The sequence below is a fragment of the Marinobacter sp. H13 genome, assembly GCF_059072335.1.
The window spans coordinates 389,245-405,656 of sequence record NZ_JCACRU010000001.1 but is presented as its reverse complement, the minus strand read 5'-3'; the positions used below and the strand labels follow the sequence as shown (position 1 = coordinate 405,656).

12 protein-coding genes are annotated in these 16,412 nt (G+C 57.3%); 9 read left to right on the top strand and 3 right to left on the bottom strand.

Annotation, left to right across the window (positions count from 1 at the left end; genetic code table 11):
* The first annotated feature begins 59 nt into the window (after positions 1-59).
* The 4 genes from clpX to AC5JQH_RS01875 all read left to right on the top strand — a co-directional run bounded on the left by clpX (position 60) and on the right by AC5JQH_RS01875 (position 6,435).
* Positions 60-1,343: an ATP-dependent Clp protease ATP-binding subunit ClpX gene (clpX, locus tag AC5JQH_RS01890; protein ID WP_008174598.1), complete on the top strand. Its 1,284-nt coding sequence runs from the start codon at positions 60-62 to the stop codon at positions 1,341-1,343.
* Positions 1,344-1,505: 162 nt separating this feature from the next.
* Positions 1,506-3,923, top strand: coding sequence for an endopeptidase La (lon, locus tag AC5JQH_RS01885; RefSeq protein WP_008174599.1), 2,418 nt, complete (start codon positions 1,506-1,508; stop codon positions 3,921-3,923).
* A 238-nt stretch (positions 3,924-4,161) separates the two neighbouring features.
* Positions 4,162-4,434, top strand: a complete 273-nt coding sequence (locus AC5JQH_RS01880) for an HU family DNA-binding protein (RefSeq protein WP_008174603.1) — start codon at positions 4,162-4,164, stop codon at positions 4,432-4,434.
* Positions 4,435-4,590: 156 nt separating this feature from the next.
* Positions 4,591-6,435, top strand: a complete 1,845-nt coding sequence (locus tag AC5JQH_RS01875) for a SurA N-terminal domain-containing protein (RefSeq protein ID WP_430414783.1) — start codon at positions 4,591-4,593, stop codon at positions 6,433-6,435.
* Positions 6,436-6,547: 112 nt separating this feature from the next.
* On the opposite strand, the gene AC5JQH_RS01870 is transcribed toward AC5JQH_RS01875, so the two are convergent.
* Positions 6,548-7,420, bottom strand: a complete 873-nt coding sequence (locus AC5JQH_RS01870) for a MurR/RpiR family transcriptional regulator (protein ID WP_008174607.1) — start codon at positions 7,418-7,420, stop codon at positions 6,548-6,550.
* Between the two features lie 211 nt (positions 7,421-7,631).
* Here AC5JQH_RS01870 and zwf point away from each other — a divergent pair, with 211 nt between their 5' ends.
* The 3 genes from zwf to AC5JQH_RS01855 are packed head-to-tail and all read left to right on the top strand — an operon-like array spanning position 7,632 to position 10,490.
* Complete coding sequence (zwf, locus tag AC5JQH_RS01865) at positions 7,632-9,107, top strand: glucose-6-phosphate dehydrogenase (RefSeq protein WP_008174609.1); 1,476 nt, start codon at positions 7,632-7,634, stop codon at positions 9,105-9,107.
* On the top strand, positions 9,100-9,813 hold the full coding sequence (gene pgl, locus AC5JQH_RS01860) for a 6-phosphogluconolactonase (protein ID WP_493791047.1): 714 nt from the start codon (positions 9,100-9,102) through the stop codon (positions 9,811-9,813). The genes zwf and pgl overlap by 8 nt, the downstream gene beginning before the upstream one ends.
* Before the next feature lie 17 nt (positions 9,814-9,830).
* Positions 9,831-10,490, top strand: coding sequence for a bifunctional 4-hydroxy-2-oxoglutarate aldolase/2-dehydro-3-deoxy-phosphogluconate aldolase (locus AC5JQH_RS01855; RefSeq protein ID WP_175497316.1), 660 nt, complete (start codon positions 9,831-9,833; stop codon positions 10,488-10,490).
* Positions 10,491-10,917: 427 nt separating this feature from the next.
* Here AC5JQH_RS01855 and pyk read toward each other — a convergent pair whose 3' ends face one another.
* A complete protein-coding gene (gene pyk / locus AC5JQH_RS01850; protein ID WP_493805218.1) occupies positions 10,918-12,366 on the bottom strand; it encodes a pyruvate kinase in 1,449 nt (482 codons plus the stop codon).
* Between the two features lie 68 nt (positions 12,367-12,434).
* On the bottom strand, positions 12,435-13,439 hold the full coding sequence (gene gap, locus AC5JQH_RS01845) for a type I glyceraldehyde-3-phosphate dehydrogenase (RefSeq protein WP_008174618.1): 1,005 nt from the start codon (positions 13,437-13,439) through the stop codon (positions 12,435-12,437).
* 169 nt (positions 13,440-13,608) lie between these two features.
* Here gap and edd point away from each other — a divergent pair, with 169 nt between their 5' ends.
* Together edd and AC5JQH_RS01835 are read left to right on the top strand one after the other, a co-directional pair.
* Positions 13,609-15,429 (top strand): phosphogluconate dehydratase, encoded by a 1,821-nt coding sequence (gene edd / locus AC5JQH_RS01840; RefSeq protein ID WP_092029880.1) that lies wholly within the window; start codon positions 13,609-13,611, stop codon positions 15,427-15,429.
* Entirely contained in the window at positions 15,426-16,391 is a 966-nt protein-coding gene (locus tag AC5JQH_RS01835; RefSeq protein WP_104270047.1) for a glucokinase, read from the top strand. Before edd ends, AC5JQH_RS01835 begins: the two co-directional genes overlap by 4 nt.
* Positions 16,392-16,412: the final 21 nt, after the last annotated feature.

The following is a 16,412-nucleotide window of genomic DNA, read 5'->3' as shown; positions in this document are numbered from 1 at the left end:
TCATACTTGGCCGGCGTATCAGGCAGTGACGCCGGCAAAACGAGATCAGAGGTATTTCAATGGCAGATGAAAGAAACGGCAGGGGCGACGATAACGGCAAGTTGCTCTACTGCTCGTTTTGTGGAAAGAGCCAGCATGAAGTCCGAAAGCTCATTGCAGGGCCCTCGGTGTTCATCTGCGACGAGTGTGTCGACCTGTGCAATGACATTATCCGGGAGGAAATCCAGGAGAATGCACAGGAAGAGCCGAGCGATCGCCTTCCTACACCGGCCGAGATCCGCAATACCCTTGATGAATACGTGATTGGTCAGGATCGGGCCAAGGTCGTCTTGTCGGTGGCGGTCTACAACCACTACAAGCGTTTGCGTTATGGCGAAGGCAAGGGTGATGTCGAGCTAGGCAAGAGTAACATTCTGCTGATTGGCCCAACCGGTAGTGGTAAAACTCTGCTGGCCGAGACTCTGGCGCGGATGCTGAACGTGCCCTTCACGATCGCCGACGCCACCACGCTGACTGAAGCCGGCTACGTTGGTGAGGATGTCGAGAACATCATCCAGAAGCTGCTGCAGAAATGCGATTACGATGTCGACAAGGCTCAGCGGGGCATAGTCTACATTGACGAGATCGACAAGATTTCCCGCAAGTCTGACAACCCTTCCATTACCCGGGATGTTTCCGGTGAGGGTGTTCAGCAGGCACTGTTGAAGCTGATCGAGGGTACCGTTGCATCGGTCCCGCCGCAGGGAGGTCGCAAGCATCCGCAGCAGGAATTCCTGCAGGTTGATACCGGCAATATGCTGTTTATCTGCGGTGGCGCCTTTGCCGGATTGGACAAGGTAATTCGCGAGCGTACCGAGAAGAACAGCATCGGTTTCTCTGCTTCGGTTGCCAGTCAGGACGATGCCAAGAACACCGGCGACGTTATCAAGGATGTGGAGACCGAGGACCTCGTGAAGTACGGCCTGATTCCGGAGTTTGTGGGTCGTTTGCCGGTAGTGGCAACCCTAAACGAACTTGATGAAGAAGCGCTGGTGCAGATTCTGACCGAGCCCAAGAACTCCCTGACCAAGCAGTACCAGAAGCTGTTTGATATGGAAGGGGTCGAGCTTGATTTTCGTGAAGATGCGCTTCGGGCTGTTGCCCGCAAGGCCATGGAGAGAAAGACAGGCGCCCGTGGTCTGCGTTCCATTATGGAAGCGACGCTTCTGGACACCATGTACCAGATTCCCTCTGAGCATGACGTGACCAAAGTGGTGATCGATGAGAGCGTGATCAGCGGGGACTCCGAGCCCTTCAAGATTTACGCCAGCAGTGATCACGCCAAGGCTGTGCCCGAGGATTGAGTCTAGGTTAGCGGTTGAAATGAAGAGGGGCGGCAACGCCCCTTTTCGCGTTTTTGTATCGCGATATTCCTGCCCTGTTTCGTTTAGTAAAAAGATTGCAATTTTTGCGGGCGCCCCAATGAAGGGTGATATGCTGAAAGAAATACCGTCAGAGGATTCCCAATGACCCGTATACCCGAAGATGCCGTGCAAGAGTACCCGCTGCTTCCGCTGCGTGACGTAGTGGTGTTTCCGCACATGGTGGTCCCACTGTTTGTGGGCCGAGAAAAATCCATTCAGGCTCTCGAAGCCGCGATGGAAGGAAGCAAGGAAATCCTCCTGGTAGCCCAGAAAGACGCCTCTACTGATGAGCCGGGTCCGAAGGATGTGTTCGAGATGGGCACGCTGGCAACGGTTCTGCAGATGCTTCGCCTGCCCGATGGCACCGTCAAGGTGTTGGTAGAGGGCAACGCCCGAGCCACCATCAGCGATATCTCCGAGGGTGAGTACCTGTCCGGTGGCGCTGTCCTGATGGATGAAGAAGGGCTGCCCGAGCGCGAGCAGGAGGTCCTGATAAAGACCCTGATGGACGAGTTCGAGAAGTACGTGAAACTCTCCAAAAAGGTCCCTTCCGAGGTCTCCAATGCTCTCACCGGTATTGAGGAGCTTGAACGCCTGGCCGACACCATGGCTGCTCACCTGGAAATGCGTATTCCGGAAAAGCAGGAACTGCTGGAAGCGCTGGATATCCGCAAGCGGGTGGACTTGCTGCTCGGTAAGCTGGATGGCGAAATCGACCTGATCGAGGTTGAGAAGCGCATCCGTGGCCGCGTGAAAAAGCAGATGGAGCGCAGCCAGCGCGAGTACTACCTGAACGAACAGATGAAGGCTATCCAGAAAGAGATGGGTAACCTGGGCGAAGGCAACAACGACTTCGAAGAGCTTGAGCAGAAGCTGGAAGAAGCCGGATTGCCGGAAGAGGCCCGCAAAAAGACTGAAACGGAGCTGAACAAGCTCAAGATGATGTCTCCGATGTCTGCGGAAGCGACCGTCGTCCGTGGTTATATTGACTGGATGCTGGCGATTCCCTGGAAGAAGCGCAGCCGTGTCCGTCACGACATCGAAAAAGCCCGTGAAATTCTCGATCGGGACCACTATGGCCTCGATGAAGTCAAAAAGCGTATTCTCGAATACCTTGCGGTTCAGAGCCGTGTGAAGAAGGTCAAGGGTCCTGTGCTCTGCCTGGTTGGTCCTCCCGGTGTGGGCAAGACTTCGCTCGGTCAGTCCATTGCCCGTGCGACCAACCGGAAGTACACCCGGATGGCCCTGGGCGGCGTGCGTGATGAAGCTGAAATCCGCGGCCACCGGAAGACCTACATTGGTGCGTTGCCCGGCAAGCTTCTTCAGAAGCTGTCCAAGGTGGGCGTGAAGAATCCGCTGTTCCTGTTCGATGAAATTGACAAGATGGGCATGGATCATCGTGGTGATCCGGCCTCAGCGCTGCTGGAGGTCCTCGACCCGGAACAGAATCACACCTTCAACGATCACTACCTCGAAGTGGATTACGATCTCTCCGATGTGATGTTCGTGTGTACCTCCAACTCCATGGACATTCCTCCCGCCCTGCTGGACCGGATGGAAATCATCCGTATCCCGGGTTACACGGAGGACGAGAAGGTCAATATTGCGCTGCGTTATCTGTTGCCGAAGCAGATCAAGGCCAACGGCCTGCGCAAGGATGAGCTCAAGTTGCCAGAGGACACCCTTCGCGACCTGATCCGCTACTACACCCGTGAAGCCGGTGTACGTGGCCTGGAGCGCGAGATTGCCAAGATCTGCCGCAAGGTGGTGCGTGACCATGTGGAGAGCGGAGAGAAGGTCTCTGTCACTCTCACGCAGGACATGCTCGAAGATTACTCGGGGGTCAAAAAATTCAAGTACGGCCTCGCCGAGGAAAAGAACGAGATTGGTCAGGTGACCGGTCTGGCTTGGACCCAGGTGGGTGGCGAACTGCTGCATATTGAGTGCGCCCTCACGCCTGGCAAGGGCCGGGTCGTGAAGACGGGTTCCCTGGGTGATGTCATGCAGGAGTCCATCCAGACGGCATTGACGGTGGTACGTAGCCGGGCACCCGGTCTTGGAATTGCCGATGATTTCCACGAGAAGCACGATCTGCACGTGCATGTACCGGAGGGTGCGACACCGAAAGATGGTCCCAGTGCCGGTATCGGTATGTGCACAGCGCTGGTTTCTTCTCTGACCAAGATTCCGGTTCGCGCCGACGTTGCAATGACCGGTGAAATCACTCTGCGTGGACGTGTTCTTGCCATCGGTGGGTTGAAAGAAAAGCTTCTGGCAGCGCATCGGGGTGGCATCAAGACGGTGATCATTCCGGATGAGAATGTCAGGGATCTCAAGGAGATACCTGAAAACATCAAGGAGTCGCTGGAGATTCGTCCTGTGAAGTGGATCGACGAAGTGCTGGATATTGCACTGGCCTATCCACCCGAGCCCAGGGCTGAAGATTCATCTCCGGAAACGGGTTCTGGCAAGCCGCGTGACGAAGAAGGCGACGCGTCAGAGCGCATAAATACACATTAAAGCCTTGATGAGTTGTTGACATGCCTGAGAGCCCATTGGTATAACTGTTTCGCCGTGAAGCAGCCAATACCAAGGGCTCCCGCGCAGTCAGTCCCTATTCCGAATGCCGGTATAAAGCCGAAAGGAATAAGAAAAGTGAAGAATGGAATTCTCCGACCGCTTATGCGATAGTCGAGAACGTCCGAGAAAAAACAAACCAACCTATAACATCTTCAACCTGAAATCGAAGGGGTTTAGTGTGAACAAGTCCGAACTTATCGATGCAATTGCAGAGTCCGCAGATATCTCCAAAGCCGCCGCTGGCCGTGCTCTGGACGCAATGACCAACTCAATCACCGGTGCCCTGAAAAAAGGCGATCAGGTAACTCTGATCGGTTTTGGTACCTTCTCCGTAAAAGAGCGTGCTGCTCGTACCGGTCGTAACCCGCAGACTGGTGCCGAGATCAAGATTCCGGCCTCCAAAGTGCCTGGGTTCAAAGCAGGCAAGGCCCTGAAAGACGCCGTTAAGTAACGGTTCTTTCTCCGGTGGCTTCTGTCGCAGGAAGCCACCCAAGAAGAATTCAAGGCGCATTCCACACCGGGTGCGCCTTTTTACGTTAGGTCCGCCCTTCGCCGCGCGCTGAAACGAATAAAACTGCACTACCTTGAACAGGGATCCGGGAGAAACATGCTTCAAGATATTCGGAACAATGCCCAGGGCACGATCGCCAAGGTCATCATTGGTCTTCTTATTGTGTCGCTATCCATCTGGGGGATGGACGCCATTGTCGGCGGCTTCTCCGGCGAGCCTGAGGTGGCAACCGTCAACGGCGAGGATATTACCGAGCGGGAGTTTCTCCGCGTGGTCCAGATGGAGAGCCAGCGCCGGCTATCCAGAATGGAAAACCCGGATCCCTCGATGCTTGACGAAGACCAGATTCGCACAGACGTTCTGGATTCCCTGATCCAGGAGCAGGTCCTGATCCAGGATGCCAACGCTCAGGGACTGGAGCTCAATGATGCTGATATCGATGCGTTGATTACCCAGATGCCGCAGTTCCAGGTGGATGGCCAGTTCAATCGCGACCGCTTTGTGGCCACAGTCCGTAATATGGGCATGGGCGTGGGCGAGTTTCGGGAAGCCATGCGCAAGCAATATGTGGTGAACCAGATCCGTGCGGGTATCGTTCAGAGTGGCCTGGTGGCGGATGAGAATGCCGAGCAGCTGCTCCAGATTCAGAACCAGACACGCAGTTTCCGGGTACTGGATATTCCTGCCAGCTCAGTGGCGGACGCGGTATCGGTTTCTGATGCTGACGTTGAAGCCTTTTATGAAGAAAACTCGGGTGCGTTTCAGCAGCCGGAGCGTGTAGACGCTGCCTACATCACGCTTTCGCTGGGTGCCCTTGCTGAGAGCATTGAAGTTGACGATGCGGAGCTTCAGGCCTATTACGAGCAGCAGGCTGCCGATCTGGCCAGTGAGGAGCGTCGGGCGTCCCACATCCTGATCGAAGAGGGCAGTGACGCAGACGAAACCATGGCAACGATCCAGGAGCGCCTGGCGGCCGGGGAGTCATTTGCTGACCTGGCGCGGGAGTATTCCATTGATACCGTTTCGGCCGAAGACGGCGGCGACCTGGGCTATGCCGGTCGTGGCATTTACGCCGAGCCCTTCGAGGAAGCCCTGTTTGCCCTTGAGGAAGGCGAAGTTTCCGAGCCGGTTCGGACATCGTTCGGGGTTCATCTTATTCGCCTCGAGGATGTCAGGGAGTCCGAGGTGCCGTCTCTGGATGAGATGGAAGACCAGCTCCGTCGTGAGCTGGCCCGTGAAAAGGCTCGTGAGCAGTTTGCTGAAGTCCGGGCAGAGCTTGCCGACTCCGCGTATGCCGCCGATGATCTGGCCGGCCCTGCCGAAGAGCTCGGGCTTGAGGTGCGGGAGGCCAGCGGCGTTACCCGTGACGGTGGTCAGGCGCCGTTTGACCACGCCGGTCTGGTACGGCAGTTGTTTTCCGAAGATGTCCTGGACGCGGGTTACAACACCGAGTTGATCGATGTGGGTGACAACGTGTCTGTCGTTGCCCGGGTGAATAAGTATCATGAAGCCGAGCAGCTGCCCCTGGACCAGGTTCGCGATCAGATCCGGACGACGCTGGAGCAGCGCAAGACGCGGGAAGCTCTTTCTGAAAGGGCTGACGCGATTATCGCTGACCTGGAGTCAGGTCAGAGCCCCGAGGGTATTGGTGAGTGGTCCAGCTATGAAGGGCTGGCACGGAACGCCTCCGAGGCAGGTCCCGCCATTCTCCAGCAGGTGTTTTCTTTGGCGCGCCCAGCGGATGGCGCCCGGTTTGGCAAGGCTGTGATGGCCAATTCTGCCGCGGTGATCGCGCTGGACGAGGTCACGGACGGGCAGGTCTCGGAAGATGGTACCGAACTGAACCAGCTTCGGGAATTCCTGGCATCTCTCGAAGGCCAGAGGGAATACGCCGCGTACCAGCAGTTCCTTCGAAACCGGGCGGAGGTCGAGAGACCCTGATATCCGCCTCATGAAAAAGGCGCCGAATGGCGCCCCGCGATCAACGAAAAGCCCGGTGCGAATGCCCGGGCTTTCTTGTATCTGCTGACCTCTTCTATTGTGGCACTGAGGCTCAGGTCGGTGGGAAGCGGGTGGGCTTGAGGCTTTCCTTGATCTTCTTGAGGTGCCCGAGGAAATCCGCGCCGCGTTTGAGGGTTACGCCGGTTGCAAGAATGTCGATAACGCTCAGATGAATGATCCGAGAGGACATTGGCATATAGACCTCAGTGTCCTCCGGCGCGGTGACGCCCAGCACCACCGTGCAGCTTTCCGCCAGGGGGGAATCGGGGTTGGTGATACCGATCACCGTAGCACCGTTGGCCCGCGCAAGTTGTGCGATATCCACGGTTTCCCGGGTGCGGCCCGTGTAGGAAATGAGCACGATAACATCGCCCACGTTTGCTCCGGCCGCCACCATGCGCTGCATCAGGGCGTCGTCGTAGGACATGACCGGGATATTGAAGCGGAAAAACTTGTGCTGGGCATCCATAGCCACAGCAGCAGATCCGCCCATGCCAAAGAAATTGATCTGTTTGGCCTGGATCAGGTAATCAATGGCCGTTGCCAGGGCTTTCGGGTCGAGCGCTTGCCGAGCCTTGTCCAGGCTGGCAATGGTACTGAGCATGATCTTGTCTGCGAATTCGGCAACGGTGTCGTCGGGCTCCACGTTCTGGCCGATATAGGGGGTGCCGGTAGCGATACTCTGGGCGAGGCGAATCTTGAAATCCGGGAAACCTGTTGCCGAGAAACCCCGGCAGAAACGGTTAACGGTGGGTTCGCTGACGTCGGCGGCTCTCGCCAGGGCAGCTATGCTGTAACGGGTGGCCGCGCTTGGGTCACGGAGAATGGCCTCGGCCACTTTCCGCTCGGATTTGTTAAGGGTCTCCAGCCTGGACTGGATGTCCTCAAGCAGATTGTCGTCACGGTGCGCCTGGTTCGCGGCCATCAATGGTACTCCCTGAATCATGGGCGGTCGTTGTCTTGAAAACGCGGTGATTATACCGCTTTTTTACCGGTTTTGGGGTAGTAAAAGTATCACGAAACGCAGTTTTTTCTTGGAAAAACGATTTTTGGATGTCATTATTTGGTTAAAATTACTACATTGAGTTCTGTCGTCGAGTTTTTGCGACGGACTGCCCACCAGAGAGAAGGAACCAATGGTCAACAAGATCAATACCCGTTGTGACCTGATGCTCTTCGGAGCCTTGGGTGACCTTGCCCAGCGAAAACTGTTTCCGGCGCTGTACCAGCTTGAGCGCGCCAACCTCTTGGCGGAGGGGAGCCGGGTCCTGGCCATTGCCCGCTCAGATGCCGATACCGAGACCGTGCGCCAGCAGTTGTTTGACAAGCTGAAGCAGTACGTAAAGCCGGAAGAGTTCGATGCTGGACTGGCCGAATCCTTTCTGAAGCGGGTCGATTACCAGATTCTGGATTTTAACGAACCCGATGCATTTGCTGTGCTCAACGAGTGGCGTGATGACGCCAATAATGAGCTTATTGTTTATATGGCCACCCCGCCGTCCATGTATGGCGTCATAGCCCGAAACCTGCGGGCCGCCAGTTGCTGCACCGAGAAGACGCGGGTGGTGGTCGAGAAGCCGATCGGTCACGACCTGGAGTCGTCGAAGGTGATCAACGACGAGCTTGGCGAGGTCTACAACGAGAACCAGCTGTTCCGGATTGATCATTACCTGGGTAAGGAAACGGTCCAGAACCTGATCGCTCTGCGTTTTGCCAATAACCTGTTTGCCTCCCAGTGGGACCAGAACCACATTTCCCACGTGGAGATCACGGTGGCCGAGAGCGTTGGCATCGAGGGGCGGTGGGGCTATTTCGACAAAGCTGGCCAGATTCGCGATATGATCCAGAATCACCTACTTCAGCTGCTGTGCCTGATCGCCATGGACCCGCCCTCGGACCTGTCTGCCGACAGCATCCGGGATGAGAAAGTCAAGGTTCTCAAGGCCTTGAAGCGCATTACGCCCGATATGATGGACAGTTACGTGGTGCGTGGCCAGTACACCGCCGGCACCAGTAACGGCAGGCCGGTGCCCGGCTATCTGGAGGAGGAGGGGGCAAACAAGGGCAGCGCTACTGAAACTTTCGTTGCCCTGAAAGCAGAGATCGACAACTGGCGCTGGTCGGGTGTCCCGTTTTACATTCGCACTGGTAAACGCCTACCCGAAAAGCTGTCCCAGATCATCATCCACTTCAAGCCTGCGCCGCATTACATTTTTGATCCGGACCAGAAGCACCTCGCCAACAACAAGCTGATTATCCGTCTTCAGCCTGACGAAGGCATGGCCCTGAAGATCCTCACCAAGGACCAGGGCCTGGATAAGGGCATGCGACTTCGTCAAGGCCCTCTGGAGCTCACCTTTTCTGAGACCTTTGTTACCGATCGGATTCCCGATGCCTACGAGCGTTTGCTTTGGGAGGTAATGAAGGGTAACCAGTACCTGTTCGTGCGCCGTGACGAGGTGGAGTATGCCTGGCGCTGGGTCGATCAGGTTATTCGGAACTGGAAGGATGGCGGCGAGCCGCCAAAACGTTACGCGGCGGGAACCTGGGGCCCCGTTGCTTCCATCGCCATGATTACCCGGGATGGCAGGAGCTGGTATGAAGATGTCTGATCTGCGTTTGCCCGGGGGTGTCAGCGACCGTTCAGGTGACACGGCTGATGGCGTGGCCCTGGATCTTGCCGATGCCGTGGCGGGATTTCTGGCGGCCCGCCTGAGAGAGGCGCCCAGGGCGAGCCTGGTGGTATCCGGCGGTTCCACGCCGCTGCCATTTTTCAGAGCGCTGTCCGGCAAGGATCTGGATTGGGGCAGGGTAGACGTTCTGCTGGCGGATGAGCGTTGGGTGGAAGAAAACGACGATGCCAGCAATACCCGCCTGGTTCGGGAGAACCTGCTGCAGAACAAGGCAGCCTCGGCCCGGTTCCTGTCGCTCAAACAGCCTGGTGCGACACCCTCAGAGGGGCTTGAGCGGGTGAAGGCCGAGCTGGCGGACCTTGCCCTGCCCATCGACGTGCTGATTCTTGGTATGGGCAACGACGGCCATACTGCCTCACTGTTTCCCGACGCACCCGAATTGGAAAGTGCGATGAATCCTGAATGCCAGGAAATCGTTGCGCCCGCCACGCCCGCGTCGCAGCCGCAGAAACGCATCACCTTGACCTGGCCACCCCTTAGAGATGCCCGATTCACCGCGTTGCATCTGAAGGGCGAGGACAAACTGCAGACACTGGAACGTGCTATGTCTGAACCGGACAAGGTGGTCGAGATGCCAATCAGAGCTTTCCTGAAACCAGGCCTCCAGGTGTTCTGGAGTCCCTGAAACGCCCGACATTTGTTATGGAGAAAACCGTGAGCCAACTTTCCGATTACCATCGCGAGCGCGTCAGGGCAGTACTGCAATCCTCACCCCTGGTGCCGGTCATCGCCATTCAGGACCTCGACGACGCCGTGCCCCTTTGCCAGGCTCTCGTTGATGGCGGCATCAACGTCCTCGAAATTACCCTGCGCACTGAACACGGCCTAAAAGCCATCGAAGAAGTCCGCAAAGCCATCCCGGACGCCTGGGTAGGCGCGGGCACCGTTACCAGCATTGCCCAATACCGCCAGGTAGAGGCCGCTGGCGCCCAGTTCGTAATCACCCCGGGCGTAACCGAAGCCATCCTGGAATTCGGCCTGACCTCCGAAGCCCCACTGTTGCCGGGCATTGCCACCATCTCGGAAATGATGATTGGCTATAACCTCGGCTACCGCGAATTCAAATTCTTCCCCGCCGAAGTCGCCGGCGGCATCCCGGCCCTCAATGCCTTCAGCGGGCCATTCCCGGACGTTACCTTCTGCCCAACAGGCGGCATCCGCCGCAACACCGCGGCAGACTACCTGGCCCTCGGCAACGTCCAGGCCGTTGGTGGCACCTGGTTGACCCCTGCAGATGTGGTGGCGGCTAAAGACTGGGCGCAGATTACCGGGATTGCGCGGGGGAGTCTGGCGGACCTCTGACTTTGGTCTTGTTCTCGTTCTTGTAGCCTGAAGGTTTCGGCATTTGCGCGCTTCTGGGCGGGGCTGACGGGAAACGCTACGAGCACATCCATGTGCGCTTGGCGCTGGCCATCCATGGCCAGCGACATTCCCGTCAGCCCCGCCCAGAAGCGCTTAGCAAAACTTCCGATAACGCGAGTATTCGTCGCAACTTTGTAGGTCTCAATAGTCGAGAAACTGTCACGCCGAGAAAACTGCAACATTCTGAACGAGGGAGTGGGGTTCCCCTTTCCAAAAATGTCTGTGGCCAAGGATGGCCACAGCCAAGCGCACATGGATGTGCTCGTAGCGTTTTTTTGGAAAGGGGAACCCCACTGCCGATTCGCACATTGCCGCAGGCTACAAGGCCACGCACCAATCGACTAAGGGCTGGAAAGAAGGCTTACAGTCAGCGAATATCAGAACCAACCCGAACAATCTTCATGGTATTGGTACCACCCTGGGCATTCACATAGTCACCCTTGGTAATCACCACCAGATCCCCTTCCTTGACTGCACCCTGATTAACCAGCACCGACACCGCCAAAGCGTTGGTCCGCTCGTTCGGAATCTTGGCAGAATCGAAAGGCACCGTCTGAACGCCACGGAACATAACGACCCGGTGCTGGGTGGAGTGATGGCGCGAAAACGCAAAGATTGGCAGGCTCGACTTGATGCGAGACATCAACCTTGGCGTGGCACCCGTCTCGGTCATGCAGATAATGGCCGAGACACCCTCAAGGTGGTTCGCTGCGTACATGGCGGAAAGAGCGATAGCTTCATCAACTTCCTCCATGCTCTCGTGAATCCGGTGTTTGGACTGATGCATCGACGGATGCTTCTCTGCGCCCAGGCAAATGCGCACCATGGCTTCGACTGCTTCCTTGGGATAATCACCCACGGCCGTTTCCGCAGACAGCATCACTGCATCGGTATAGTCCATCACCGCGTTGGCAACGTCTGAGACTTCGGCTCGCGTTGGCATGGGGCTGGTGATCATCGACTCCATCATCTGCGTGGCCGTGATCACCGCGCGGTTGAGAACGCGGGCGCGGGAGATGATGTGCTTCTGTACGCCCACCAACTGGGCGTCGCCGATTTCAACGGCGAGGTCGCCACGGGCAACCATGACCGCATCGGATGCTTCGATTACCGCGTCCAGGGCTTCCACATCGTCGGCAAGCTCTGCCCGTTCGATTTTGGCGACCAGGCCTGCGTCAGAGCCTGCTTCCTTAAGCAGGCGCCGGGCGATGTGCATATCCTCGGCGGTGCGAACAAACGAAACCGCCACGTAATCCGCGCCCAGTTTGGCGGCCGTCACGATGTCCTGTTTGTCTTTCTCCGTCAGCGCCTCGGCGGACAGGCCGCCGCCGCGCTTGTTCAGGCCCTTGTTATTCGAGAGCGGGCCTCCGATAAGCACGGTGGAAGTGATGCTGTGGTCGCTGACCGACTGCACTTCCATCTCAATGCGGCCATCGTCCAGAACCAGAATGTCTCCCGGTTCCACATCTTCGATCAGTTGCTCGTAGTCGATGCCGACCTTTTCCTCGGTACCCGCCTCCTTGTCCATGGCAGCGTCCAGGATAAACGTCTGGCCTGCCTTGAGGGTGACCTTGTTCTCCGAGAACCGTGCGATGCGCAACTTGGGGCCCTGCAAATCGGCCAGCAAAGCGACAAACCGGCCTTGGGCCGCTGCTGCTTCGCGAACCCGGCGAGCGCGGCCGATGTGCTCTTCGGCGCTGCCGTGGGAAAAGTTGAGTCGGGTGACATCCACACCGGCGGCGATAATGGCCGCGAGGGATTCCGGTGAATCGGTGGCCGGGCCGAGAGTGGCGACAATCTTGGTACGCCTGAGCATGGTTGGTGTCCTTTGGTTCTTCAAAATGGTCTCGAAAAGAGTAGCGGAATCAGCTGAAACGGCCAGATTTACTGGCCGGCCTCGAAGAGGGCGAGGGCATTATCCAGCATACGATTCGAGAAGCCCCATTCATTATCGTACCAGGCCATGACTTTTACGTGACGACCCAGAACGCGGGTGTGGTTGGCATCATAGATGCTGGAAAGTGCGTTGTGATTGAAGTCGATGCTGACCAGTTTCTCGATATTATAACCAAGAACCGGATTTTTCTCGGCCGCTGTTTTTATCGCTTCGTTTACTTCGTCAACGGTCGTTTCGCGGCTGGCGATAAAGCCAAAGTCCACCAATGATACGTTGATGGTGGGGACGCGAACTGCGAGGCCATCAAGCTTTCCCTCAAGTTCCGGAATAACCTTGCCAATGGCGGCAGCCGCGCCGGTCTTCGTTGGAATCATCGATTGAGTGGCAGAGCGAGCGCGGTAAAGATCAGAGTGGTACACGTCGCTCAGTTTCTGGTCGTTGGTGTAGGAGTGGATGGTGGTCATCAGGCCACTCTCGATGCCGATGGCCTTGTGCAAAGCTTCAACAACCGGTGCCAGGCAGTTGGTAGTGCAAGACGCGTTGGAGATAATGTCGTGATTGGTGGTCAGGGTTTCGTGATTCACGCCGTAGACAATCATGGCATCCGCATCGGGGCTGGGTGCAGAGATGATGACCTTGCGCGCGCCGGCTTTCAGGTGAGCTGCCGCCTTGTCCCGTTTGGTGAAAAGCCCGGTGCACTCGAAAACAACATCGACACGGTGATCTTTCCAGGGCAGTTCTTCGGGGTTGCGCAGTGCTGTGATGGCAATGCGGTCGCCGTTCACTGTCAGCGATTCTGAGTCGTGGCTGACATCGGCCTCAAATCGACCATGAGCACTGTCATACTTGAGCAGATGGGCGTTGGTTTCGGCGTCGCCAAGGTCGTTAATGGCAACAACCTGTAGCTGGCTCCGGTAGTTATTTTCATACAATGCTCTGAGAACATTGCGACCGATGCGGCCAAAACCGTTGATTGCGATACGGATCGTCATTGTCTGACTCCTTGGGTGGTCGTTTTTTGTTCGTTTTACCTCAGTAATGTAGTAAATATAACAACAAAAAAAGAAGAAATGAACGATTAACCGGTGGAAATGCCAAAAAAAGGAAGTAAAATTACGTCTAAAAACGACCACTCTAATAAATTACGCAATGGAGCCCACCATGCACCCGACCGTAGATAAGGTTACCCAGAGAATCATCGAGCGCAGTCGCCCAACGCGGCAGGATTACCTGAACCGCATGAATGCCCTCAAAGCCCAGTCTCCACACCGGAGCTCTCTGTCCTGCGGCAATCTGGCCCACGGTTTCGCGGCCTGTAATCAGGGCGACAAAGACACCCTGAAATTCATGAACAAGGCCAACGTGGCCATGGTAACGGCCTATAACGATATGCTTTCGGCCCACCAACCCTACGAAAAGTTCCCGGATATTATTCGGGAGGCGGCCCGTGGAATGGGGTCGGTGGCTCAGGTGGCCGGGGGTACGCCGGCCATGTGTGACGGCGTAACCCAGGGCCAGCCGGGTATGGAGCTGAGTCTGTTCTCCCGGGACACCATTGCCATGAGTACGGCCGTGGCCCTCAGTCACAACATGTTCGATGCCACGCTGCTTCTGGGGATCTGCGACAAGATTGTGCCTGGCCTTCTGATCGGCTCGCTGAGCTTCGGCTATCTCCCTACCATTCTGGTCCCCGCAGGGCCGATGCCTTCAGGGCTCCCGAACAAGGAAAAGCAGCGGATCCGCCAGCTTTACGCCGAGGGCAAGGTTGGCAAGGAAGAATTGCTGGAGGCCGAGAGCAAGTCCTATCACAGCCCCGGCACCTGTACGTTTTACGGCACCGCCAACAGCAACCAGCTGTTGGTGGAAGTCATGGGCCTGCATATGCCGGGGTCGGCGTTTGTGAACCCCAATACGCCGCTCCGTGATGAGCTTACCCGGGCGGCGACCGAGCAGGTGATCAGGCTGTCCAAGCCTCACGGTGGCGAGCTGGGTCTGGGCGATATGGTGGATGAAAAGAGCATCGTCAATGCTCTGGTGGCGCTGCTGGTTACTGGCGGTTCCACCAATCACACCATTCACTGGATAGCGATTGCCCGGGCGGCGGGGATCATCATCGACTGGAACGACTACGCCGAGCTTTCCTCCGTGGTTCCGTCCATGACCCGGATCTACCCTAACGGGCAGGAAGACGTGAATGCTTTCCACGAGGCTGGCGGAACGCCGTTCCTGATCAGGGAGCTGCTGAGCGGCGGATACCTGCATAACGATGTGAACACAGTGGTTGGCTATGGCCTTGAGCGCTATACCGAGATGCCGGAGTTGTCGGATGAGCAACTGGTGTGGAAGCCCGCGCCGGAAAAAAGCCTTCGCCCGGATGTGCTCAGCCCGGTTGCCGAGCCGTTTGCACCCGATGGTGGGCTGAGGGTGCTTGATGGCAACCTCGGTCGGGGCGTTATCAAGGTCTCTGCCGTTGCCCCGGAGCACCGTAAAGTTGAAGCGCCGGCCGTTGTGTTCAACGACCAGAACGAACTCAAGGCAGCCTTTGAGGCAGGGGATCTGGACAGGGATTGTATTGTGATCGTGCGTTTCCAGGGTCCCAAGAGCAATGGTATGCCAGAGCTGCACAAGCTTACCCCCTACCTTGGCGTGTTGCAGGATCGCGGATTCAAGGTTGGTCTGGTGACGGATGGCCGTATGTCCGGTGCGTCGGGCAAGGTACCTGCGGCGATCCATGTCTACCCGGAGGCGCTGGACGGTGGCCCGCTGGCCAAGGTCAAGAATGGCGACATGGTTTGTCTGGATGCCGAGAGTGGTGTTCTTGCCATCCGCGTGGATGATCAGGAGTTCGCCGGCCGGGAATCTGAAAAAGCGGACCTGACCGGGTATCATCGCGGCTACGGTCGGGAGTTATTTGGCTGGATGCGACGCGCTGCCAGCAATCCCGAGGAAGGGGCCAGCTTTTTCTGGAATCACGAGGCATGACAGCAACACGCTATTCACTGGTCGGTGATATTGGTGGCACCAATGCGCGTTTTGCCCTGGTAGAGCAGGGAACCGTGCAGCCTCGCGCCATCAAGATTTTGCCCTGCGGAGAATATGCGAACCTCGATGACGCAGTGCGGGATTACCTGGCTAGGGTTGGGGTTTCGGAGGTCGACGGGGCCTGTCTGGCTGTTGCCTCACCGGTTCGCGGGACCCAGGTTCGGATGACCAACAACCACTGGCTTTTTGATACCGAAGAAGTCCGAGCACAGTTTGGCTGGTCCAGGTTCAAGGTGATCAACGATTTTACCGCCATGGCCCTCGGCGTTCCTCACGTTGCGAACGACCATCTGGTGCATGTTTGCGGCGGCCCCGGTGACAGCCGGCGCCCCAGGCTGGTGATGGGTCCGGGAACCGGGCTCGGCGTTTCAGGGCTGGTGCCCATCGAGCATGGCTGGGTGCCGTTGATGACCGAGGGTGGCCACGTGGATTTCGCGCCCACGGACGATGCCGAAATGGCTGTGCTGCGGATTCTGAAGGCCCGGTTTGGCCGGGTTTCCGTGGAACGGATCCTGTGCGGTCAGGGCCTGTTGAACCTGTATCAGGCCCATGCAGAGATTCAGGGCGTTGCGGCGCCACTGGATGCGCCGGAGAAAATCACCGCGGCTGCGGTAGAAAACACCGACAGGCTGGCCCGCCACACGCTCAGCCATTTCTGTGAAATTCTCGGTCGGGTAGCCGGCAATGGCGTTCTGACCTTGGGTAGCACGGGTGGTGTCTTCCTGTGTGGCGGAATCCTGCCCCGTTTCCTCGAGTTCTTTCTCGAAAGCCCGTTCCGCAACGGCTTTGAGGATAAAGGAAGAATGCGCCCGCTACTGGAGTTTACACCGGTCTATGTGGTCACCGAGCCCTACACCGGCCTGCTGGGGGCTGCCGAGGCACTGGGCAATCCGGAAGTATGAGGCCGGATTGCCGTTACTGGA

What these genes read in the sequence shown, in the direction of transcription:
- clpX (WP_008174598.1), top strand. Translation starts at nt 60, where the DNA reads ATGGCAGATGAAAGAAACGGCAGGGGCGACGATAACGGCAAGTTGCTC.
- lon (WP_008174599.1), top strand. Translation starts at nt 1,506, where the DNA reads ATGACCCGTATACCCGAAGATGCCGTGCAAGAGTACCCGCTGCTTCCG.
- AC5JQH_RS01875 (WP_430414783.1), top strand. Translation starts at nt 4,591, where the DNA reads ATGCTTCAAGATATTCGGAACAATGCCCAGGGCACGATCGCCAAGGTC.
- AC5JQH_RS01870 (WP_008174607.1), bottom strand. Translation starts at nt 7,420, where the DNA reads ATGGCCGCGAACCAGGCGCACCGTGACGACAATCTGCTTGAGGACATC.
- zwf (WP_008174609.1), top strand. Translation starts at nt 7,632, where the DNA reads ATGGTCAACAAGATCAATACCCGTTGTGACCTGATGCTCTTCGGAGCC.
- pgl (WP_493791047.1), top strand. Translation starts at nt 9,100, where the DNA reads ATGTCTGATCTGCGTTTGCCCGGGGGTGTCAGCGACCGTTCAGGTGAC.
- AC5JQH_RS01855 (WP_175497316.1), top strand. Translation starts at nt 9,831, where the DNA reads ATGGAGAAAACCGTGAGCCAACTTTCCGATTACCATCGCGAGCGCGTC.
- pyk (WP_493805218.1), bottom strand. Translation starts at nt 12,366, where the DNA reads ATGCTCAGGCGTACCAAGATTGTCGCCACTCTCGGCCCGGCCACCGAT.
- gap (WP_008174618.1), bottom strand. Translation starts at nt 13,439, where the DNA reads ATGACGATCCGTATCGCAATCAACGGTTTTGGCCGCATCGGTCGCAAT.
- edd (WP_092029880.1), top strand. Translation starts at nt 13,609, where the DNA reads ATGCACCCGACCGTAGATAAGGTTACCCAGAGAATCATCGAGCGCAGT.
- AC5JQH_RS01835 (WP_104270047.1), top strand. Translation starts at nt 15,426, where the DNA reads ATGACAGCAACACGCTATTCACTGGTCGGTGATATTGGTGGCACCAAT.